A 21,396-nucleotide genomic window follows, 5' to 3' on the forward strand; every position below is an offset into this window, starting at 1 on the left:
GGCGCGCGGGCAGCAGGTTTGGATGTTTACGCGGACCAAACCCTACTGGACGCCATTTGGGGTCGCTCGGGGAGGGTGCCCTGGCGCGCCGGGGGCACTCCTATGGTGCGGCGGCGGCCGTCAACTCGGTCCCGCCGGTCCCCCGTCGGGGCCCGTCCCGGGCGCAGGCGTCGCGGGCCCGGAGGCGTGGACCAGGGGTTAGCGTGGTCGCGTGCCGTACTTCGACGCCGCGTCGTCCGCGCCCCTTCACCCGATCGCCCGGCAGGCCCTGCTCGCCGCGCTCGACGAGGGCTGGGCCGATCCGGCCCGGCTGTACCGGGAGGGCCGCCGGGCGCGCCGGCTGCTCGACGCCGCGCGCGAGACCACCGCGGACCTCGTCGGCTGCCGCCCGGACGAGCTGGTGTTCACGTCCTCGGGCACGCGCGCGCTGCACGACGGCATCGCCGGGGCGCTGGCGGGCCGCCGCCGCGCCGGGCGGCACCTCGTCGTCTCGTCGGTCGAGCACTCCGCGGTCCTGCACGCGGCGGAGCGCCACGAGGCGGCGGGCGGGGAGGTGACGTACGTGCCGGTGGACCGCGGCGGCCGGGTGGCGCCCGGGGCGTACGCCGAGGTGCTGCGCCCCGATACCGCGCTGGCCTGTCTGCAGTCGGCCAACCACGAGGTGGGCACGGAGCAGCCGGTCGCCGAGGCGGCCGAGGAGTGCCGGGCCGCGGGGGTGCCGCTGCTGGTGGACGCGGCGCAGTCGCTGGGCTGGGGACGTACCGAGGGACCGTGGTCGCTGCTGGCGGCCAGCGCGCACAAGTGGGGCGGCCCGCCCGGCGTGGGGCTGCTCGCGGTGCGCAAGGGGACGCGCTTCGCGCCCGCGGGCCCCGCGGACGAGCGGGAGTCGGGCCGCGCGCCCGGCTTCGAGAACATCCCGGCGATCGTCGCGACCGCCGCCTCGCTGCGCGCCGTCCGCGGGGAGGCGGCGGCGGAGGACGCGCGGCTGCGGGCGCTGGTGGACCGGATCCGCGCGCGGGTGCCGGAGACGGTCGCGGACGTGGAGGTGGTCGGCGATCCGGAGCGCCGGCTGCCGCATCTGGTGACGTTCTCCTGCCTGTACGTGGACGGGGAGGCGCTGCTGCACGCGCTGGACCGGGCGGGGTTCTCCGTCTCGTCCGGGTCTTCGTGCACGTCGAGCACGCTGACGCCGAGCCATGTGCTCAAGGCGATGGGCGTGCTGTCCGAGGGCAACGTGCGTGTGTCGCTGCCGCAGGGGACGTCGGTGGAGGACGTGGAGGGCTTCCTGGGGGCGCTGCAGGACGCGGTCGCCGGGGTGCGGGCCGAGCTGGGCGCGCCGGTGAGCGGTGCGGCGGAGGAGACGCCGGGCGGGGAGCTGGTGATCGACGCGCGCGGGCGGCGCTGCCCCATCCCCGTCATAGAGCTGGCGAAGGTCTTCGACCGGGTGCCGGTGGGCGGCACGGCGCTGGTGCTGTCGGACGACGAGGCGGCGCGGCTGGACATCCCGGCGTGGTGCGAGATGCGCGGGCAGGAGTACGCCGGCGAGGAGCCGGCGGCGGGCGGCGGCACGGGCTACAGGGTGCGGCGCAGGGGCTGAGCGGCGCCCGGCCCGTACCGGGGGCGCGCGGCGGGCGCCCGGCGGTCCTGCCCGCCGGGCGCCCGCGCGCACTGCTGGTCTGCCGGTCCCGCTCCGTCAGTCCTGCACCGACTCCGGCAGGTGCTCCTGCACCTCGGCGGCGGCTTCCTCCCCGTACGCCTTGGTGAAGCGGGCGACGAAGTTGCTGCGCCGCAGCTCGTACTCCTGCGGGCCCACGGTCTCGATGACCAGCGTCGCCAGCATGCAGCCGAGCTGCGCCGCCCGCTCCATGCTCACGCCCCAGCTCAGCCCGGAGAGGAAGCCGGCCCGGAAGGCGTCGCCGACGCCCGTGGGATCCGCCTTGCGCTCCTCCTCCGGGCAGCCGACGAGGATCGGCTCCTCGCCGGCGCGGTCGATGCGCACGCCGCGGGCGCCGAGGGTGGTCACGCGGGTGGCGACGTGGGTCAGCATCTCCTCGTCGCCCCAGCCGGTCTTGGTCTCGATCAGCCCCTTCTCGTACTCGTTCGAGAAGAGGAACGCGGCGCCCTCGGTGAGGGTGCGGATGCCGTCACCCTCCATGCGGGCGATCTGCTGCGAGAAGTCGGCGGCGAAGGGGATGCCGCGGGTGCGGCACTCCTCGGTGTGGCGCAGCATCGCCTCGGGGTCGTCGGCGCCGATGGAGACGAGGTCGAGGCCGCCGACGCGGTCGGCGACGGTCTTCAGCTCGATGAGCCGGGCCTCGCTCATGGCGCCGGTGTAGAAGGAGCCGATCTGGTTGTGGTCGGCGTCGGTGGTGACGACGAAGCGCGCGGTGTGCAGCACTTCGGAGATGCGTACGGAGCCGGTGTCGACCCCGTGCCGGTCCAGCCAGTCGCGGTACTCGCCGAAGTCGGCGCCGGCCGCGCCGACGAGGATCGGCCGGGCGCCGAGCTGGCCCATGCCGAAGCAGATGTTGGGTCCGACTCCGCCGCGGCGCACGTCCAGTTTGTCGACGAGGAACGACAGCGAGACGGTGTGCAGTTGGTCGGCGACCAACTGATCGGAGAACCGACCGGGGAAGGTCATGAGATGGTCGGTCGCAATGGAGCCGGAAACGGCAATATGCACGGCGTACGCTCCTGTAGGCGGGGCAGGTAACGCGGGTAGTGCTCACGCTACCGGCTGAACACCGGCCTCCGGACGGGTTCTGCCCGGCCAAAACTACCTGATAGTAGGTCTTACCACTCCTCGCCGCGGGTGCGTACGGTCGAGACATGCAGAAGGACTCGCGGGCCTCCGCCACCCCCCTCCCGTCGTCGGCCTTCCCGAGCGCAGCGCCGCTGGAGCTGGACGGCGGTCTCGCCGAGCTGCGCACCGACTGCGCCCGGATGGCGCCGCACTGGTCGGGCCACCCGCACAGCCCCGCGGGGCACGTGCCGGACACCCGGATCAGCGCTCTGGCGCGGATCATGGTGCCGTCGGCATCAGCGGACCTGCTCCGCGGCATGTCCGAGTACGGCGACTGACCCCGCCGCCCGGTCGGCTCCCCCGGAGGGAACCGGATCCGCATGACCGGCGTCCCATCGGCATCCCCGACGAAGGAGCCGAACGGTGAGCACCGAGCACACCCCAGGTCCCGTGCCTGAGCCCGAGCCCGCGCACGCCCGCGCGGCCGGTCCTGACGGCCGGGACGCCGAAGACCCGGGCGGCGCCGGCGAGCCCGGCCGCCCGGACGGCGGCAGGCGCCGCCCCGGCGTGCTCGTGGCGGCGGCCGTCGCCGCCGCGGTGATGCTCACCGGCGGCGGGGTCGCGTACTTGGTGGACCGGACGGACGACGGCGGCGGCGCCGGCTCCGACGGCGGCGAGCCGCCGCCGCTGCGGCTCGACGGGCTCTCCATGGAGGCCGCGGCGAGGGGCGGGAGCGCGCCGCTGCGGCTCGTCGGCGAGCTGCCGGACGGTCCTGACGAGGCGCCGGTGTTCGAGCCCGCGGGCCGGGTCGAGGCCGCCGACGTGGCGCGGCTCGCGGCGGCGCTGGGGATGGACGGCAAGCCCCGCGAGGAGGGCGGCGGCTGGCGCGTCGGCGTCTCGCGCGACGGGCAGGGGCCGCTGCTCCAGGTCCAGGCCGAGGCGCCGGGCGCCTGGACGTACCAGCAGTACGGCGGCACCGCCTGCGACCTCCCGCTGCCTGCGGAGCCGGACGGCGCCGGCCCGGACGCGGCGGTGACCTCCGCGTGCGAGGTCCCCGTCCCCCGGCCCCGGACGAAGGCGGACGCCCCGGTGCCGGCGGCCGCGGCGGAGAAGGCCGCCGAGCCGGTGCTCGCGGCGGTGGGCCAGGAGGATGCCGAGGTGGCGGCGGCCGAGCCGTTCGGCGCCGTGCGTACGGTGACGGCGGAGCCGGTCGTCGGCGGGCTGCCGACGACCGGCTGGCAGACGTCGCTGCAGATAGCCGGGGACGGACAGGTGACCGGCGGCAACGGCTACCTGGTCGACCCCGCCGAGGCGGACACGTACCCGGTGATCACGGCGGACGCGGCCTTCGAGGAGCTGGCCAAGCCCTCGGGCGGCGGCGGGGAGCCGGCGATCGCCCCGGCATGCGCCTCGGCGGTGCCGTACGAGGAGGGCACGGGGCCCGGCAAGCCGCCGGCCGGCAAGGTCGACCCGTGCCTCGGCAAGATGGAGGCGACCAAGGTGCGCGGCGCCGAGTTCGGGCTCTCCGCGCAGTCGGTGGAGGGGCGGCCGGTGCTGGTGCCGTCCTGGCTGTTCCAGGTGACGAGCGATGCGCCGACCCCGTTCCACGACGGCAAGCCGGGCACCGTCGTCTGGCCGCAACTGGCCGTCGCGCCGGAGTACGTCACCGAGGCGGAACCGAGCACGCCCGCGGTCCCCGAGCCGGCCCCGCCGACGTCCGCCCCGGGCGCCGAGCCCACCGCCGGCGGCGGCTCCGCCGGCCGCCCCGGCAGCCCCGCGCCGTCGGAGAGCAGCGACTCGGGGCAGGGTTCGCCCGGTCAGGTGGGGCCCGCCGAGCCCGCGCAGCCGCCGTCGTCCGCGCCCGCCGAGGAGCCGGAGAGCCGCGGCGGTGCGGTGGGCAGCCCCGTGGGCATCGAGTCCTACTCGGTGGACGGGCGCACCCTCAAGCTGCACTTCTGGGGCGGCGTCTGCACCGAGTACGCGGCGACCGCCGACGAGGCGGGCGGCGCGGTGACGGTGCGGCTCACCGGGGAGGACGAGCCGGGCGAGGTCTGCATCAAGATCGCGAAGCGCTTCACGGAGACGGTGGAGCTGTCCGCACCGCTCGACGGCCGCAAGGTCGTGGACGCGCGAACGGGAGAGCGGGTGGCCGCCAAGTAGCCAGTAAGAACGTGCCACGCCGGGCGGCGACGCCCACACAAGCGGAAGGCGGCGGAACCGTGGGGGTTTCCGCCGCCTTCCTCATGCCGGTAACGGGCCGGCGGCCCGTGCGCTCCGGCGGGCTCCTCAGCTGAAGGAGTCGCCGCAGGCGCAGGAGCCGGTGGCGTTCGGGTTGTCGATCGTGAAGCCCTGCTTCTCGATGGTGTCGACGAAGTCGATGGACGCGCCGGTCAGATACGGGGCGCTCATCCGGTCGGTCACGACCGAGACGCCGCCGAAGTCCTTGACGACGTCGCCGTCGAGGTCGCGGTCGTCGAAGAAGAGCTGGTAGCGCAGGCCCGAGCAGCCACCCGGCTGAACGGCGACGCGGAGCTTGAGATCCGGCTGGCCTTCCTGCTCCAGCAGGCTCTTGACCTTCGCCGCAGCGGCGTCGGACAGAATGATGCCGTCGACTGCGGTGGTCTCGCCCTGAACGGTCATTCGCATGTCTCCCGGGTTGTGGACTGCTTGCCGATCGAGTCCAACCGGCCGCGCTCCCGATTCATTCCGGCCGGGGGCGCGTTTTCTTGCTCCTTTCATGCTCGCATACGCCACCACTTCGGGTCATCCGCCCGAGGCCGGAGGAGGGCGTACGGACCGGGCCCGGACCTGCGCGCGGCATTCGTCACATTGACACGAGCACCATCGTCAACCTGACGCGAAGGGGATATGATGAATAACGTCAATGTGACGAAAATGGATGCGCCGGCAGCCCGCCGAGAGCCGAAGAGAAAGGGTGGAGTGCGCTGTGACCACCGCCCAGGACCTTGATGTGACCCCCACGCCCCTCGCCCTGCTGCTGCTCGGGCGGGAGGCCGACCCCTCCAGCGAGCGCGGCGTCGACTGTCCGGGCGACCTGCCCGCCCCCTCCGACCCCGGCCTGGTCGAGCGCGCCCGCGCCGCCAAGGAGCGGCTCGGCGAGAAGGTCTTCGTCCTCGGCCACCACTACCAGCGCGACGAGGTCATCCAGTTCGCCGACGTGACCGGCGACTCGTTCAAGCTCGCGCAGCAGGCCGCCGCCCGCCCCGAGGCGGAGTACATCGTCTTCTGCGGCGTGCACTTCATGGCCGAGTCCGCGGACATCCTCACCTCCGACTCCCAGGCGGTCGTCCTGCCCGACCTGGCGGCCGGCTGCTCCATGGCCGACATGGCCACCGCCGAGCAGGTCGCCGAGTGCTGGGACGTGCTCACCGAGGCCGGTGTGGCGGACGTCACCGTCCCCGTCTCGTACATGAACTCCTCCGCGGACATCAAGGCGTTCACCGGCAGGCACGGCGGCACCATCTGCACCTCCTCCAACGCCGAGCGGGCCCTGAACTGGGCGTTCGACCAGCGCCCGGCCGGTGCGGGCAAGGTGCTGTTCCTGCCCGACCAGCACCTCGGCCGCAACACCGCGATACGCGACCTGGGCCTCTCCCCCGACGACTGCGTCGTCTACAACCCGCACCGGCCGGACGGCGGCCTCACCGCGGAGCAGTTGCGCGCCGCGAAGATGATCCTGTGGCGCGGGCACTGCTCCGTGCACGGCCGCTTCTCGCTCGACTCGGTGAACGAGGTACGCGAGCGCATCCCCGGCGTGAACGTGCTGGTCCACCCCGAGTGCAAGCACGAGGTGGTCGCCGCCGCCGACCAGGTCGGCTCCACCGAGCACATCATCAAGGCCCTCGACGCGGCCCCGGCCGGCTCCAAGTGGGCCGTCGGCACGGAACTGAACCTCGTCCGCCGGCTGGCGAAGCAGCACCCCGACAAGGAGATCGTCTTCCTCGACCGCACCGTCTGCTTCTGCTCCACGATGAACCGCATCGACCTGCCCCACCTGGTCTGGGCGCTGGAGTCGCTGGCGGACGGCAAGCTCGTCAACCGCATCGAGGTCGACAAGGAGACCGAGGACCACGCCAAGCTCGCGCTGGAGCGGATGCTGGCGCTGCCCTGACGTCCGGATGCGGGGGGTGACGCGGGCCCGGCGCAGGGCAGAGGATTGACCTCATGATCCTGCGCCAGGTCCGCGACTCCAAGGACGACGCCGAGGCCGTACGCGCGACCGCCTACGCCGCGTTCGCCGCCTCGCACGCCGCCAAGGGCGACCCGCCGGAGGAGGCCGACGAGAGCGACGCGATCCTCCTGCGCAGCGTCGTACGGCACCTGGCGCGCACCGACCCCAGCGGCTGCTGGCTGGCGCTGGACGACACCGGCAGGACGCTGGGCGCGGCGCTGTCCACCAGACGCGAGGGCACCTGGGGCCTCTCGCTGCTGGTCGTCACACCGGAGGCGCAGGGCAAGGGGATCGGCAAGGCGCTGCTGGCGCGCACGCTCGCGTACGGGCGCGGCTGCCTGCGCGGCCTCATCTGCGGCTCCCGCCACCCGCACGCCGCCCGCGCCTACCGCGCCGCGGGCTTCACCCTGCACCCGGCCATGCGGCTGCGCGGCACCGTCGACCACGCCGGTCTCGAACCGCCCACGGGCGCCGTCGTCGAGGGCGGCCCGGGCCAGCGGGACCTCATGGACTCCGTCGACCGCAGGCTCCGCGGCGGCGCCCACGGCCCCGACCACACCGAGCTGCTGCGGCACTACCAGTGCATCGTCTCCGACGACCTCGCGGGCAGCGGGTACGCCTACCTGCGCGACGGCGAGGTCGAGATGCTGGCGGCGACGTCGCGCCGGATCGCGGCGCGGCTGCTGACGGCGGCGCTGCTGAGCCTGGCCCCGGGGGCGGCGGCGCGGGTCGCGCATCTGACGGCGGACCAGGAGTGGGCGGTGGACGTGGGGCTGGCGGCGGGGCTGGAGCTGACGACGGCGGGGTACGTGTGCGTACGGGGCATGCGGCCGCCGGCGCCGTACATCCCGTCGGGGATGTTCCTGTAGCGGTACGGGGCCGGGGGAACGGGCGTGCCGGGGCGGGCTGGGTGCGGGCCTAGCTGCCCGGGCGGACGAGGCCCGACTCGTAGGCCAGGACCACCAGTTGGGCCCGGTCGCGGGCGCCCAGTTTGGCCATCGTGCGGTTGACGTGCGTCTTCACCGTCAGCGGGCTGACCTCCAACTGGCCGGCGATCTCGTCGTTCGCCAGGCCGCGGGCGACGAGCCCCAGCACCTCGCGCTCCCGGCTCGTCAGCGCGGCGAGGCGGTCCGTCGCCTCCGCGCGCCCGGTGGCGTCGGCCGTGCCGCCCGGCGGGCTGTCGCCGCCCGCCAGGAAGCGGGCGATGAGCCCCTTCGTCGCCGTGGGCGACAGCAGCGCGTCGCCGTCCGCGGCCACCCGGATCGCGGCCAGCAGCTCGCCGGGCTCCGCGCCCTTGCCGAGGAAGCCGGAGGCGCCCGCGCGCAGCGCCTCGATGACGTACTCGTCGACCTCGAAGGTCGTGAGGATGACGACGCGCACGTGGCCGAGGCCGGCGTCCTCGGAGATCGCGCGGGTGGCGGTCAGGCCGTCGGTGCCGGGCATCCGGATGTCCATGAGCACCAGGTCCGCGCCCGTCTCGCGGACGACCCGCACCGCCTCCGCGCCGTCACCCGCCTCGCCGACGACTTCCATGTCCGGCTCCGAGTCGACCAGGACGCGGAACGCGCTGCGCATCAGCGCGTGGTCGTCCGCCAGCACCACCCGGATCGGCCGCGTCCGCGGCGGCGGGACCTCGCTCACCCCTGCTCCTTGATCGCCTCACCGGACGCGCGGCGCAGACAGCCGGACGCCCGCGTCCCGTTCGCCTCCCGCTCCCGCGGCGGCCTGGCCGTCCCCGGGCCGCCGGCGGCCGGGGTCCCGCCCGTGTTCGCGTCCGCGGCGACCCGCAGCGGCAACCGTACCCGTACCTCGAAGCCCGTCCGGCCGTCCGTACGCTCTCCCGCCGTGCACCGGCCGCCCAGTGCGGCGGCGCGCTCGCGCATGCCGACGAGCCCGAGCCCGCCCGCGCGCTCACCGCCCGCGTCCCCCTCGGCGCCGTCCTTCGCACCGCCGTCGCGCCGCGCCCCGTCCTTTCCGCCGCCGTCCCGCCCGTCGTCCGGTCCCGTCCCGGCCGTGCCGGGGCCGTCGTCGCGGACCGCGATCTCCAGCCCGTCCGCCTCCCGCGACAGGCTCACCACCGCGTGCGCCTCCGCCCCCGCGTGCTTGTGCACGTTCGTCAGCGCCTCCTGGAGCACCCGGTACGCGGCCAGGTCCACCGCCGCCGGGAGCCCGCCGACCACCTCGGCCGCCCGCTCCACCCGCGTCGTCACCGCCGTCCTGCGCGGGCCCAGCTCCGAGGCGACCTCCACCGACACCGGCGTACCCGCCCGGACGAACCCCTCCACCAGCTCCGCCAGCATCGCCAGCCCCGGCGCGGGCTCGGTAGGCGCGTGCGGGTCGCCGGACTGGCGCAGCAGCCCCACCGTGGTGCGCAGCTCCTCCAGCGCCGTGCGGCCGGCGTCGCGTACGTGCGCCAGCGCCTCCTTGGCCTGGTCCGGGCGGCTCTCCATCACGTGCGAGGCCACCCCCGCCTGGACGTTGACCAGCGCGATGTGGTGCGCGACGACGTCGTGCAGCTCGCGCGCGATCCGTACCCGCTCCTCCGCGACCCGCCGCCGCGCCTCCTCCTCGCGGGTCCGCTCGGCCCGCTCGGCGCGCTCGCGGATGGCGTCGACCACGGCCCGGCGGCTGCGCACCGCGTCGCCGACGCCCGCGGCCATCCCGGTCCAGGCGAAGACCCCGAGGTTCTCGTCCGCGTACCAGGGGCGGTCGCCGAAGAGCATCATCGCGAACGTCAGCACCCCGATGGTGAGCAGCGCGATGCGCCAGGTGGTGTGCCGGTCGGTGCGGGCGGCGACGGTGTAGAGGGCGACGACGACGCTGAGCGCGATCGGCGAGCGCGGGTCGCCCGCGGAGGCGATGACGTGCGCGATGGTGAGCGTCATCGTGGCGGCGAGCACGGCCCACGGCGCCCGCCGGCGCAGCACGAGGACGGCGCAGGCCGCGGTCGCGAGCACGACCTCGGCGGCGCCGAGGTCGGCGGGCGGCGGCGCGTTCGCCCCGCGGTCGGGGTACACGGAGCTGATGAGGATGGCGGCGAGCGCGACCGCCGCCAGCAGGGCGTCGGCCGCGAGGGGGTGCGCCCGCAGCCAGCGGGGCAGAGCGGCGAGTGAGGTCACGGCAGCGTGGGGTGCAGAGGAGGGCCGGCCCCGGTCCTGACGACCGGGGCGGGAAGCGGCCGAGGCGTACGTGAGGCGACGGGAGTCAGCCGGGGATGAGGCCGTCGTCGCTGAGCATCTCCCTCACCTCGTCCAGGGAGGCGTCGGGCCCCGGGAGGATCAGCTCGGAGGGCTCCAGCGCGTCGGCCGGAAGCGGGGTGCCCAGGGAGCGCACGGCGTCCAGCAGGGCGCCGAGGGTCCGCCGGAAGCCGGCCTCGTCACCGCCCTCCATCTCGGCGAGCAGTTCGTCGTCCAGCTTGTCGAGTTCGGCGAAGTGGCTGTCGTCCAGCTTCACCTGACCCTCCCCCATGATCCGTACGATCACGGCTTTCTCCCGTTCTTCCGAGCCCGTCGCGGGGCAGTCACTGCTTGTCGAACCGCGGGGCGTCCTGCGGCGGAGCCTGCTGCTGCGGCGGCGTCTGGGCGCCCTGCTGGCCGCCCTCGATCGCCTGCTGCTGCTCGGCGGGACCGCCCGCCAGCTCGGCCTTCATGCGCTGCAGCTCCAGCTCGACGTCCGCGCCGCCGGAGAGCCGGTCGAGCTCGGCGGAGATGTCGTCCTTCGCCATCCCCGTCGGGTCGTCCAGCGCACCGGAGGCCAGCAGCTCGTCGATCGCGCCGGCGCGGGCCTGCATCTGCGCCGTACGGTCCTCGGCGCGCTGCACGGCCAGGCCGACGTCGCCCATCTCCTCGGAGATGCCGGAGAACGCCTCGCCGATCCGGGTCTGCGCCTGCGCCGCGGTGTACGTGGCCTTGATGGTCTCCTTCTTCGTCCGGAAGGCGTCGACCTTGGCCTGCAGCCGCTGGGCGGCGAGGGTGAGCTTCTCCTCCTCGGTCTGGAGCGTCTGGTGCTGCGTCTCCAGGTCGGTGACCTGCTGGTGCAGCGCCGCCTTGCGGGACAGCGCCTCGCGCGCCAGGTCCTCGCGGCCGAGGGCGAGGGCCTTCTTGCCCTGGTCCTCCAGCTTGGCGGACTGGTTCTGCAACTGGCCGAGCTGGAGCTCCAGGCGCTTGCGCGACGTCGCCACGTCGGCGACGCCCCGGCGCACCTTCTGGAGCAGCTCGAGCTGCTTCTGGTACGAGTAGTCGAGGGTCTCGCGCGGGTCCTCGGCCCGGTCCAGGGCCTTGTTGGCCTTCGCGCGGAAGATCATCCCCATCCGCTTCATGACACCGCTCATGGGCCTCGCGCGCCCCCTTCTGACGGACTTCAGCCTCGGCACATACTCTGCAGAACCCACAGTACGGGCCCTGCTTCTATTACCGCACTGCCTGGGCGCCAATGCGCTCCTCCTGTGGGACGAACCGCCAGGGGTCCGTCCTCCCGCCCAGGGAGTAGACGACCGTAGGGGCTCCCGGTTCACGCGCCCCCACAGGTAGTGACACGCACGCCGTTGCCGGATCGTTCCCCCTCGCTCTGGGTCGTACACCCGACTGCCCCTATTCTTGGGCTTGTGTTCGGAAGCCGTTCCAAGGATGACCAGTCCACTGAGCCCGAGGTGAGCGAAGTGGAGTCGAAGCATGTGCGTCCGGCCGAGGCCCCCAAGGGCAGGCCCACGCCCAAGCGCAGCGAGTCGCAGGCGCAGCGCCGCGCCATGGCCAAGACGCCGGTGACGCGCAAGGAGGCGTCGAAGCGCGCGCGGGAGACGCGCAGGGCCGACATGGCCCGCCAGCGCGAGGCGCTGGCCTCGGGCAACGAGAAGTACCTGCCCGCGCGCGACAAGGGCCCGGTGCGCAAGTTCGTGCGGGACTACGTGGACTCGCGGTGGTGCGTGGCGGAGTTCTTCCTGCCGCTGGCCATCGTCATCCTCCTGCTCAGCATCACGCCGTCGGCGGGGCTGAAGAACATCTCGCTGCTGCTGTGGCTCTTCGTGATCGTGCTGATCGTCTTCGACTCGATCGCGATCTCGGTGCAGGTGAAGAAGCAGCTCAAGGCGCGCTTCCCGGACGAGAGCCACCGCGGCGCCCGGGCGTACGCGCTCATGCGCACGCTACAGCTTCGCCGGATGCGGCTGCCGAAGCCGCAGGTGAAGCGGGGCGAGCGGCCCTGACGCCGGCGGGCGTACGGGGCGGAGACCGCCGCGTACGCCCGTACGAGCCGAACGCCGCCGCCCGGGTCCCGGGCCCGTCGCTACGCGCCCTCGGCCGCCGCCAGGCTCATCGGGCCGTAGACCTCGGCCCCGTCCTCCAGCAGCCTGACCTGCTCGACGCCGCCCGCCAGCAGCTCCTTCCAGAACTCGCCGAGCCACGACTCGGCGTCACCCTGGGTCGTGAAGTCCTCCGGCTCCACCGCCGGGGTCGTCTCCGTGCCGTCGGCCTTCTCGAACCGCCAGGTCCACGCTGCCATGCATGCCTCCGTCCCACGCCGGATAGTGCGCTGGCAGCGTAACCGAGAGCGCTGAAGCGCCGCCCCGCCCGGGCGCGGGACCGCCCCTCGCGAGACGATCGGGGCGTGGACATCACCCTCCTCGGCACCGGTGCGCCCGCCGGGCTGCCGCGCCCCGGCTGCCCCTGCGCGGCGTGCGCCGCCGCCGTCGGGCCCGAGGCGCGGGCGGCGACGTCCGTCCTGGTGGACGGCATCGTGCTGCTCGACCTCACGCCGGGCACCGCGCTCGCCGCGGCGCGCGCCGGGCGGACGCTCTCCGGCGTCATGCAGGTGCTGCTCAGCCACCCGCACGACGGCCCGGCCCTGGCATCCCCGGCGGGCGTGCCGGCGCCGTCCCGGGCGCCGGAGGGGCAGGACGTGACGCTGATCAGCGGCCACCGGGTGCGGGCCGTGGCGGTCGACCACCCCGGCACCGGGTACGAGATCACCGGGCCCGGCGGGCGGCGGCTGCTGTATCTGCCGCCGGGGGCCGCGCCCGCGGGCCTCGAGGGTCCCGTGGAGCCGTACGACATCGTGCTGCTCGACGTCTGCGGGCGCCCCGGCGCGCTCGCCCGGCTCCGCGCCCACGGCGCCGTCGCCCCCGCCACCGACGTCGTCGCCGTCCACCTCGGCGGCCACTCCGGCGACGCCTCGGGGCCGACTCCGCCGCCGGGGCCCGAACTCCACCGCCGGCTCGCCGCCGCGGGGGCCAGGGCCGTACCGGACGGGGTGAGCCTCGTCGCGGGACACGGCCCGGACAGCCCCGTCGTGCCGCGGCGCACGCTGGTGCTGGGCGGCGCCAGGTCGGGCAAGTCGGTGGAGGCGGAGCGGCGGCTCGCGGCGTTCCCCGAGGTCGAGTACGCGGCCACCGGCGGCACCCGCGACGGGGACGCCGAGTGGGCGGCGCGGGTCACCGTCCACCGCGAGCGCCGGCCGGCGAGCTGGCGTACCACCGAGACCTGCGACCTGGTGCCGCTGCTCGCCGCGGACGGCGCGCCGCCGCTGCTGATCGACTGCCTGTCGCTGTGGCTCACGGACGCCATGGACCGGGCGGGGGCGTGGGAGGGCGGCGACGTACGGCCGCGGATCGACGAGCTGGTCGCGGCGGTACGCGCCACCCGCCGCACGGTCGTCGCCGTCAGCAACGAGGTCGGCTCGGGCGTCGTCCCGGCCACCCCGGCGGGCCGGCTCTTCCGCGACGAGCTGGGCCGGCTGAACGCGGGGGTGGCGGCGGAGTGCGAGCAGGTGCTGCTGGTGGTGGCGGGGCAGGTGCAGATCCTCCGGGGGTGATCGATTCCGCGGGCGCGGCGGGCGCCGGACCGGGGCAGCCGCTCCCTCCCGTACGGCCCGTTCCGATACCGCACCGGATGCGGACCAACCGGCCGGGCACCGGTCCCCGCGGGCGCGGCGAAGGCCCGCCGGAGCGGCGGCGTCCGCGCCCGTGCCCGGGCGGCCAACCTCGGGGGCAGCGGAGTCGGCGGCGCGCCCTGCGGGTAATCTGCGCCCGTGAGCGGCCTGAATCTGGACGACTTCATCAACGACATCGACCGCCCCGACTCGGCCATCCGCCGGGATGCGGAGGAGTGGCGGGCGACCCACGGCCCGCGCCCCGGCGCGCTCGGCCGCCTGGACGACCTGGGCGAGTGGCTGACCGCGGCGCAGGGCGGCGTGCCGGCCAAGCCGGTCGCGGCCCCGCGCCTCGTGCTCTTCGCCGGCGACCACGGCGTCGCCGAACTGGACGTCTCGGGCCGCGCCGCGGGCACCGCCGACGCGCTGGCCCGCGCCGCGCTCGACGGCCGCAGCGCCTCGGCGATCCTCGCCCGCCGCTTCGGCGCCGGGCTGCGGGTCGTCGACATGGCGCTCGACTGCGACCCGGAGTCGCTGCCGAAGGAGGTCACCCGGCATCGCGTACGCCGCGGGTCAGGACGTATCGACGTCGAGGACGCGCTGACGGCGGAGGAGGCCGAGGAGGCGTTCCGGGCCGGCATGGCGGTGGCGGACGAGGAGGCCGACTCGGGTACGGACCTGCTCCTCCTCGGCGACCTCAGCGTCGGCGGCACCACGGCGGCGGGCGCGATCGTCGCGGCCCTCTGCGGCACCGACGCCTCGGTGGTCACCGGCCGCGGCGGTGCGGGCATCGACGACCTGGCCTGGATGCGCAAGTGCGCCGCGATCCGCGACGCGCTGCGCCGTGCCCGGCCGGTGCTGGGCGACCAGTTGCAGTTGCTGGCCACGGTCGGCGGCGCGGACCTCACCGCGATGACGGGCTTCCTGCTGCAGGCGGCGGTGCGCCGCACGCCGGTGGTGCTCGACGGGGTGGTCTCGGCGGCGGCGGCGCTGGTCGCGCAGCGGGTGGCGTTCCGGGCGCCGGACTGGTGGCTGGCCGGCCAGGCGAGCGGCGAGCCGGCGCAGGAGAAGGCGCTCGACCGCATCGCGATCGACCCGCTGCTCGACCACGGCGTGACGACGGGCGAGGGCGCGGGCGCCCTGCTGGCCCTGCCGTTCCTCCAGGCGGCGGCGGAACTCTGGGCGGACCTGCCGGAGAACACGCCCGGCCAGGACGCCGCGGCCGAGGAAGCGGTTGACGACATCACCTGACCCGGCGCCCCCTCCGGGGGACCGGGACGAAGCCCGTCCGGCGGAGCCGCACGGGACGGCCGGTCCCGCCCCGGCGGCCGGCCGGGCCGCGCACGACCAGCCGGAAGCCGGCGCGCGCGCCTCGTCTCCCCTCGATGGCCTGCGGTTCGCGTTCGGGACCCTCACCGCTCTGCCCGTGCGCGTGCACCGCTGGGACCGGGCCGCAGCCCGCGGCGGCATGGCCGCCGCACCCCTCGTCGGGCTCCTGCTCGGCGCACTCGCCGCCGGGGCCGGCCGGCTCCTGCTGCTCGCGGGGGCCGGGGCGGCACTCGCCGCCGTGGTCACCGTCGCCGTGCCCGCCGTGCTCACCCGCGGGCTCCATCTCGACGGGCTCGCCGACACCGCCGACGGGCTGGGCAGCGGGCGGCCCGCGGCCGGGGCGCTGGCGGTCATGCGGCGCTCCGACATCGGCCCGTTCGGCGTGATCACGCTGCTGCTGGTGCTGCTCGGGCAGGTCGCCGCGGTGGCCGAACTGTACGGCGACGGCTCCGCGATCCGCGCCGCGGTCGCCGTCACCGCCGCGGCCGTCGCCGCCCGCGCGGCCCTCACCCTCGCCGCCCGCACGGGCGTGCCGCCGGCCCGCCCGGAGGGGCTGGGCGCCGCGGTGGCGGGGGTGCTGTCCGCGCGTACGGCCGTAGCCTGTACGGCGGTTGCCGCCGCCGTCCTCGCCGCGGCGGCCGGGCTCCTCTCCGGCCCGTACGCGGCGCTGCACACCGCGCTCGCGGTCACCGCGGGGCTGGCCGCGGCCGAACTGCTGCGGCACCACTGCGTACGGCGCCTCGGCGGGGTCACGGGCGACGTCTTCGGCGCGCTCGCCGAGACCGCCGCGACCGCCGCCCTGATCGCCGCCGTCCTGGGCCCCGCCTGAGAACTCACGGCACCCCGCGCCCCGTCCCGGCCGTCCGCCGCGCTCCCCAAGACCGCCGCGCCCGCCCGCCGTTCACCGCCGTCCCGGCCCGCCGGGGACCCGGCGTCAACCTCCTGCCGTCCCACTTCGGGCGAACGGCGCCGGACCGCCGCGAGACCGGCACCGGATCGGCACCCCCGCCCGCAGGCGCCCGCGGGCGCCCCGCGGCGGGTCCCCGCCACCTGCCCGTACGCGGGGAAACCCGCCTCAACCCGCCGCCCTCCGCGGGCGGCGTACCGCATACGATGCCGCGTACACCCCCCGAAACCCGCACCGAGAATGGATCACCACCACCGTGACTGCTCTGACTCTCAGTTCCTCGTCCGCCACCGGCCTGCGTGCGGACGCCGTCGTCGTGGGCGTGGCGAAGGGCCCCAAGGGTCCCGTGCCGGCCCCCGGCGCCGAGGCCGTCGACGAGGCGTACGGCGGGAAGCTGGGCGCCGTACTGGAGGCCCTCGGGGCGTCCGGCGGCGAGGGCGAGGTCACGAAGCTGCCCGCCCCCGACGGCCTCAAGGCGCCCGTCGTGGTCGCCGTCGGCCTCGGCGCCGTGCCCGAGAAGGGCGCCGGCTACGACACGGAGACCCTGCGCCGCGCCGCGGGCAGCGCCGCCCGCGCGCTGGCCGGAGCGAAGAAGGCCGCGTTCGCGCTGCCGCTGGACGTCGCCGACGACACCGCCGCCGTGGCGGAGGGCGCGCTGCTGGGCGCGTACGCCTTCAACACCTACCGCGGCGGCACGGCCGCCGACGACAAGGGCGACAAGGACGAGAAGGGTGCCAAGGGCACCAAGGGCGGCAAGGCCGCGAAGGGCAAGGCGAACGGGGGCGCCAAGGCCGCGCTCGGCGAGATCGCCCTCCTCGGCGCCAAGCGCGACAAGGCCCACCGCGCCGCCGTCGAGCGCGCCGCGGTGCTCGCCGACGAGGTCAACCGGGCCCGCGACCTGGTCAACATCCCCTCCAACGACCTCGACCCCTCCGGCTTCGCCGCCGCCGCCCAGCAGGCCGGCAAGGAGCACGGCTTCAAGGTCACGGTGACCGACGAGAAGGCGCTCGCCAAGGGCGGCTACGGAGGCATCCTCGGCGTCGGCCAGGGCTCGCAGACCCCGCCCCGGCTGGTCCGCCTGGAGCACCGGCACCCGAAGGCCGAGCAGACGATCGCGCTGGTCGGCAAGGGCATCACGTACGACTCGGGCGGCATCTCGCTCAAGCCCGCGGGCCACAACGAGACGATGAAGTGCGACATGAGCGGCGCCGCGGCCGTGCTCGCCGCCGTCTCCGCCGCCGCCCGGCTGGAGCTGCCGGTGAACGTCACCGGCTGGCTGGCGCTCGCCGAGAACATGCCCTCCGGCTCCGCCACCCGCCCCGGCGACGTGCTGCGGATGTACAGCGGCAAGACCGTCGAGGTGCTGAACACCGACGCCGAGGGCCGGCTGGTCCTCGCCGACGCGCTGACGAAGGCGTCGGAGGAGAAGCCCGACTACATGATCGACGTGGCCACCCTCACCGGCGCGATGGTGCTGGCGCTGGGCAACCGCACCTTCGGGATCATGGCCAACGACGACGCCTTCAGGACCCGGATCCACGTCCTCGCCGAGGCGGCGGGTGAGCAGTCCTGGCCGATGCCGATGCCGCCGGAGCTGAAGAAGGGTATGGAGTCCCCGATCGCCGACATCGCGAACATGGGCGAGCGGATGGGGGGCGGGCTGGTGGCTGGGCTCTTCCTGGAGGAGTTCGTCGGCGAGGGCATCACCTGGGCGCACCTGGACATCGCGGGCCCGGCCTTCAACACCTCGGGTCCCTTCGGCTACACCCCGAAGGGCGGCACCGGGTCCGCGGTCCGCACGCTGGTCGCGATCGCCGAGGAGGCGGCGCACGGCGACCTGGTCTGACGTGCACCGCAGCCCGCCGGTGACCGGTCCCGGGACCGGCGGGGTGCGGCCCGCGTCTCCGTCTTCCGTCGACAAGTGCGAAGATGGCTGGTGGCAGGACAGGGCCTCAGTAGTAGAGCGGCCGATAAGGAGCCGCCGCCCGGCCGCACCACGGCCGGCCACCGGCGCACATGCATGGAGGACGTGACGTGGCGAACGACGCCAGCACCGTTTTCGACCTGGTGATCCTCGGAGGCGGCAGCGGCGGCTATGCCGCCGCCCTGCGAGGCGCTCAGCTTGGTCTTGACGTCGCCCTGATCGAGAAGGACAAGGTGGGCGGCACCTGCCTGCACCGAGGATGCATCCCGACGAAGGCGCTGCTGCACGCCGGGGAGCTCGCCGACCAGGCGCGCGAAGGCGCATCCTTCGGGGTGAACACCTCGCTCGACGGCATCGACATGGCCGGCGTGCACAAGTACAAGGACGGCGTGGTCGCCGGCCTCTACAAGGGGCTGCAGGGACTCATCGCCTCCCGCAAGGTCACCGTCGTGGAGGGCGAGGGCCGGCTGTCCTCGCCGACCTCGGTGGACGTGAACGGCCAGCGGTACACCGGGCGGCACGTGCTGCTCGCCACCGGTTCGTACTCGAAGTCCCTGCCGGGCCTGGAGATCGACGGCGACCGCATCATCGCCTCGGAGCACGCGCTGACCCTGGACCGGGTGCCGAAGTCGGCGATCGTGCTGGGCGGCGGCGTCATCGGCGTGGAGTTCGCCTCCGCGTGGAAGTCCTTCGGCGCGGACGTGACGATCATCGAGGGCCTCAAGCACCTGGTCCCGGCCGAGGACGAGAACAGCTCCAAGCTGCTGGAGCGGGCCTTCCGCAAGCGCGGCATCAAGTTCAACCTGGGCACCTTCTTCGAGAAGGCGGAGTACACCCAGGACGGCGTCAAGGTCACCCTCGCCGACGGCAAGGAGTTCGAGGCCGAGCTGCTGCTGGTCGCGGTCGGCCGCGGCCCGGTGTCGCAGGGTCTGGGCTACGAGGAGCAGGGCGTGGCCATGGACCGCGGCTTCGTCCTGACGGACGCGTACAAGCGCACCAACGTGCCCACCATCTCCGCCGTCGGCGACCTGACCCCGGTCCTCCAGCTCGCGCACGTCGGCTTCGCCGAGGGCATCCTCATCGCGGAGCGGCTGGCCGGGCTCGACGTGGTGCCGATCGACTACGACGGCGTGCCGCGGGTGACGTACTGCCACCCGGAGGTCGCGTCCGTCGGCATCACGGAGGAGAAGGCGAAGGAGACGTACGGTGCCGACAAGGTCGTGGCGCTGAAGTACAACCTGGGGGGCAACGGCAAGAGCAAGATCCTCAAGACCTCGGGCGAGATCAAGCTCGTCCAGGTCAAGGACGGCCCCGTGGTCGGCGTGCACATGGTCGGCGACCGCATGGGCGAGCAGGTCGGCGAGGCGCAGCTCATCTACAACTGGGAGGCGCTGCCGGCCGAGGTGGCCCAGCTCGTCCACGCACACCCGACGCAGAACGAAGCGCTCGGCGAGGCCCATCTGGCACTGGCCGGCAAGCCGCTCCACGCTCACGACTGAGCCACGGACACACGCCCACCATCCCGCAAAGATCGTTAGGAGCAACCGAAACCATGGCGGTTTCCGTAACCCTGCCGGCGCTCGGCGAGAGCGTCACCGAGGGCACCGTCACGCGCTGGCTCAAGGCCGAGGGCGAGAGCGTCGAGGCCGACGAGCCGTTGCTCGAGGTCTCCACCGACAAGGTCGACACCGAGATCCCCTCCCCCGCCGCCGGAGTGCTGTCCTCCATCAAGGTGGCCGAGGACGAGACCGTCGAGATCGGCGCCGAACTGGCCGTGATCGACGACGGCACCGGCGGCGCGGAGGCGGCGCCCGCGCCGGCCGCAGAGCAGGCCGCGGCGCCCCAGCAGCCCGCGCCCGCCGCCGCACCGGCTCCGGAGCCCGCCCAGGCTCCGGCGCAGGCCCAGGCTCCGGCCGAGGCCGCACCCGCGCCCGCGGCGCCCCAGCAGCCCGCGCCCGCGCAGGCCGCAGGCGGCGCCCAGGGCACCGACGTCACGCTGCCCGAGCTGGGCGAGTCGGTCACCGAAGGCACGGTGACCCGCTGGCTGAAGCAGGTCGGCGAGCAGGTCGAGGCCGACGAGCCGTTGCTGGAGATCTCCACCGACAAGGTCGACACCGAGATCCCGTCCCCGGCGTCCGGCACGCTGCTGGAGATCGTGGTCCAGGAGGACGAGACGGCGGAGGTCGGTGCGAAGCTGGCGGTCATCGGCAGCGGCGCGGCCGCGCCCGCGGCCGCCGCGCCCGCCGCTCCGGCCGCCCCGGCGCCCGCTCCGGCGGCTCCGGCGCCCGCACCCGAGGCCGCGGCACCCGCCCCGGCCCCGGCTCCGGCCGCGGCACCCGCCGCGCCGGCTCCGGCACAGCCGGCCCCGCCCGCGCAGCCCGCCCAGCCCGCCCCGGCTGCCGCTCCGGCACCGGCACCGGCCGCTCCGGCACCCGCCGCCGCGGCTCCGGCGCCCGCGCCCGTGCCCGCCGCCGAGGGCGCGTACGTCACCCCGCTGGTGCGCAAGCTCGCCGCCGAGTCCGGCGTCGATCTGGCCACCGTCAAGGGCTCCGGCGTCGGCGGCCGGATCCGCAAGCAGGACGTCGTCGCCGCCGCCGAGCAGGCCGCCCGCGCCGCCGCCTCCGCCCCGGCCGCCGCCACCGCGGCGCCGTCGGCGGGCCGGCCCGCGGCGCCCGTGCTGGAGGCGTCGCCGCTGCGCGGCCAGACCGTGAAGATGCCGCGCATCCGCAAGCTCATCGGCGACAACATGATGCGCGCCCTGCACGAGCAGGCCCAGTTGTCCACCGTGGTCGAGGTGGACGTCACCCGCATCATGCGGATGCGGGCCCGGGCCAAGGACGCGTTCGCCCAGCGCGAGGGCGTGAAGCTCTCGCCGATGCCGTTCTTCGTCAAGGCCGCCGTCCAGGCGCTGAAGGCCCACCCGGTCGTCAACGCCCGTATCAACGAGGACGAGGGCACGATCAGCTACTTCGACACCGAGAACGTCGGTATCGCGGTGGACACGGAGAAGGGCCTGATGACCCCGGTCATCAAGGGCGCGGGCGACCTCAACATCGCGGGCATCGCCAGGAAGACGGCGGAGCTGGCGGAGAAGGTCCGCAACAACAAGATCACCCCGGACGAGGTGTCCGGCGCGACCTTCACCATCAGCAACACGGGCTCGCGCGGCGCGCTGTTCGACACGATCATCGTGCCGCCGAACCAGGTCGCCATCCTCGGTCTCGGCGCGACCGTCAAGCGCCCGACGGTCGTCGACCACCCGGAGCTGGGCGAGACGATCGCCGTGCGGCACATGACGTATCTGACGCTCTCCTACGACCACCGCCTGGTGGACGGCGCCGACGCCGCCCGCTACCTGGGGACGGTCAAGGGCCTGCTGGAGGCGGGCGAGTTCGAGAGCGAGATCGGCCTGTGAGGCGAGCGGTCCGGTAGGTCCGTAC

The 21,396-nt window shown here is 74.8% G+C and carries 19 protein-coding genes; 12 read left to right on the forward strand and 7 right to left on the reverse strand.

Annotation, left to right across the window (positions count from 1 at the left end; genetic code table 11):
* Positions 1–211: 211 nt before the first annotated feature.
* Complete coding sequence (locus DMB38_RS07040; RefSeq protein WP_125934419.1) at positions 212–1,597, forward strand: cysteine desulfurase/sulfurtransferase TusA family protein; 1,386 nt, start codon at positions 212–214, stop codon at positions 1,595–1,597.
* Between the two features lie 96 nt (positions 1,598–1,693).
* Here DMB38_RS07040 and DMB38_RS07045 read toward each other — a convergent pair whose 3' ends face one another.
* Positions 1,694–2,683, reverse strand: coding sequence for a carbohydrate kinase family protein (locus tag DMB38_RS07045; protein WP_125934420.1), 990 nt, complete (start codon positions 2,681–2,683; stop codon positions 1,694–1,696).
* A 146-nt stretch (positions 2,684–2,829) separates the two neighbouring features.
* On the opposite strand from DMB38_RS07045, the gene DMB38_RS07050 reads away from it, so the two are divergent.
* Together DMB38_RS07050 and DMB38_RS07055 are read left to right on the forward strand one after the other, a co-directional pair.
* Complete coding sequence (locus DMB38_RS07050; protein ID WP_125934421.1) at positions 2,830–3,081, forward strand: hypothetical protein; 252 nt, start codon at positions 2,830–2,832, stop codon at positions 3,079–3,081.
* 85 nt (positions 3,082–3,166) lie between these two features.
* Complete coding sequence (locus DMB38_RS07055) at positions 3,167–4,903, forward strand: hypothetical protein (RefSeq protein ID WP_125934422.1); 1,737 nt, start codon at positions 3,167–3,169, stop codon at positions 4,901–4,903.
* 126 nt (positions 4,904–5,029) lie between these two features.
* Here the strand turns inward: DMB38_RS07055 and erpA are convergent, their stop codons facing one another.
* A complete protein-coding gene (erpA, locus tag DMB38_RS07060) occupies positions 5,030–5,383 on the reverse strand; it encodes an iron-sulfur cluster insertion protein ErpA (RefSeq protein ID WP_018837629.1) in 354 nt (117 codons plus the stop codon).
* A 307-nt stretch (positions 5,384–5,690) separates the two neighbouring features.
* Between erpA and nadA the strand changes: the two genes are divergently transcribed.
* Positions 5,691–6,875 (forward strand): quinolinate synthase NadA, encoded by a 1,185-nt coding sequence (nadA, locus tag DMB38_RS07065; protein WP_125934423.1) that lies wholly within the window; start codon positions 5,691–5,693, stop codon positions 6,873–6,875.
* 53 nt (positions 6,876–6,928) lie between these two features.
* Positions 6,929–7,804, forward strand: coding sequence for a GNAT family N-acetyltransferase (locus DMB38_RS07070; RefSeq protein ID WP_125934424.1), 876 nt, complete (start codon positions 6,929–6,931; stop codon positions 7,802–7,804).
* Between the two features lie 49 nt (positions 7,805–7,853).
* On the opposite strand, the gene DMB38_RS07075 is transcribed toward DMB38_RS07070, so the two are convergent.
* The 4 genes from DMB38_RS07075 to DMB38_RS07090 all read right to left on the reverse strand — a co-directional run bounded on the left by DMB38_RS07075 (position 7,854) and on the right by DMB38_RS07090 (position 11,265).
* Positions 7,854–8,576 carry a response regulator transcription factor gene (locus tag DMB38_RS07075; RefSeq protein WP_125934425.1) on the reverse strand — a complete coding sequence of 241 codons (723 nt, stop codon included), beginning with the start codon at positions 8,574–8,576 and terminating at the stop codon, positions 7,854–7,856.
* Entirely contained in the window at positions 8,573–10,054 is a 1,482-nt protein-coding gene (locus tag DMB38_RS07080) for a histidine kinase (RefSeq protein WP_125934426.1), read from the reverse strand. Before DMB38_RS07080 ends, DMB38_RS07075 begins: the two co-directional genes overlap by 4 nt.
* Before the next feature lie 85 nt (positions 10,055–10,139).
* Complete coding sequence (locus DMB38_RS07085) at positions 10,140–10,418, reverse strand: hypothetical protein (protein WP_125934427.1); 279 nt, start codon at positions 10,416–10,418, stop codon at positions 10,140–10,142.
* 37 nt (positions 10,419–10,455) lie between these two features.
* Positions 10,456–11,265 (reverse strand): PspA/IM30 family protein, encoded by an 810-nt coding sequence (locus DMB38_RS07090; protein WP_125934428.1) that lies wholly within the window; start codon positions 11,263–11,265, stop codon positions 10,456–10,458.
* Between the two features lie 318 nt (positions 11,266–11,583).
* Here DMB38_RS07090 and DMB38_RS07095 point away from each other — a divergent pair, with 318 nt between their 5' ends.
* Positions 11,584–12,135: a DUF3043 domain-containing protein gene (locus DMB38_RS07095; RefSeq protein ID WP_047015342.1), complete on the forward strand. Its 552-nt coding sequence runs from the start codon at positions 11,584–11,586 to the stop codon at positions 12,133–12,135.
* Between the two features lie 80 nt (positions 12,136–12,215).
* On the opposite strand, the gene DMB38_RS07100 is transcribed toward DMB38_RS07095, so the two are convergent.
* The gene (locus DMB38_RS07100) at positions 12,216–12,431 is read right to left on the reverse strand and encodes a hypothetical protein (RefSeq protein ID WP_125934429.1); all 216 of its coding nucleotides are present in this window, start codon (positions 12,429–12,431) and stop codon (positions 12,216–12,218) included.
* Between the two features lie 105 nt (positions 12,432–12,536).
* On the opposite strand from DMB38_RS07100, the gene DMB38_RS07105 reads away from it, so the two are divergent.
* The 6 genes from DMB38_RS07105 (at position 12,537) to sucB (ending at position 21,371) form a co-directional block, all read left to right on the forward strand.
* Positions 12,537–13,739, forward strand: coding sequence for a bifunctional adenosylcobinamide kinase/adenosylcobinamide-phosphate guanylyltransferase (locus tag DMB38_RS07105; protein WP_164715931.1), 1,203 nt, complete (start codon positions 12,537–12,539; stop codon positions 13,737–13,739).
* Between the two features lie 216 nt (positions 13,740–13,955).
* Complete coding sequence (locus DMB38_RS07110) at positions 13,956–15,047, forward strand: nicotinate-nucleotide--dimethylbenzimidazole phosphoribosyltransferase (protein WP_125934430.1); 1,092 nt, start codon at positions 13,956–13,958, stop codon at positions 15,045–15,047.
* Positions 15,048–15,186: 139 nt separating this feature from the next.
* A complete protein-coding gene (locus tag DMB38_RS07115) occupies positions 15,187–15,954 on the forward strand; it encodes an adenosylcobinamide-GDP ribazoletransferase (protein ID WP_125938866.1) in 768 nt (255 codons plus the stop codon).
* 334 nt (positions 15,955–16,288) lie between these two features.
* Positions 16,289–17,878 carry a leucyl aminopeptidase gene (locus tag DMB38_RS07120; protein ID WP_125934431.1) on the forward strand — a complete coding sequence of 530 codons (1,590 nt, stop codon included), beginning with the start codon at positions 16,289–16,291 and terminating at the stop codon, positions 17,876–17,878.
* 188 nt (positions 17,879–18,066) lie between these two features.
* The gene (gene lpdA / locus DMB38_RS07125) at positions 18,067–19,455 is read left to right on the forward strand and encodes a dihydrolipoyl dehydrogenase (RefSeq protein WP_164715932.1); all 1,389 of its coding nucleotides are present in this window, start codon (positions 18,067–18,069) and stop codon (positions 19,453–19,455) included.
* Positions 19,456–19,508: 53 nt separating this feature from the next.
* Entirely contained in the window at positions 19,509–21,371 is a 1,863-nt protein-coding gene (gene sucB / locus DMB38_RS07130) for a 2-oxoglutarate dehydrogenase, E2 component, dihydrolipoamide succinyltransferase (RefSeq protein ID WP_125934433.1), read from the forward strand.
* Positions 21,372–21,396 lie beyond the last annotated feature (25 nt).

This window comes from Streptomyces sp. WAC 06738 (assembly GCF_003945505.1).
Classification (GTDB): Bacteria; Actinomycetota; Actinomycetes; order Streptomycetales; family Streptomycetaceae; genus Streptomyces.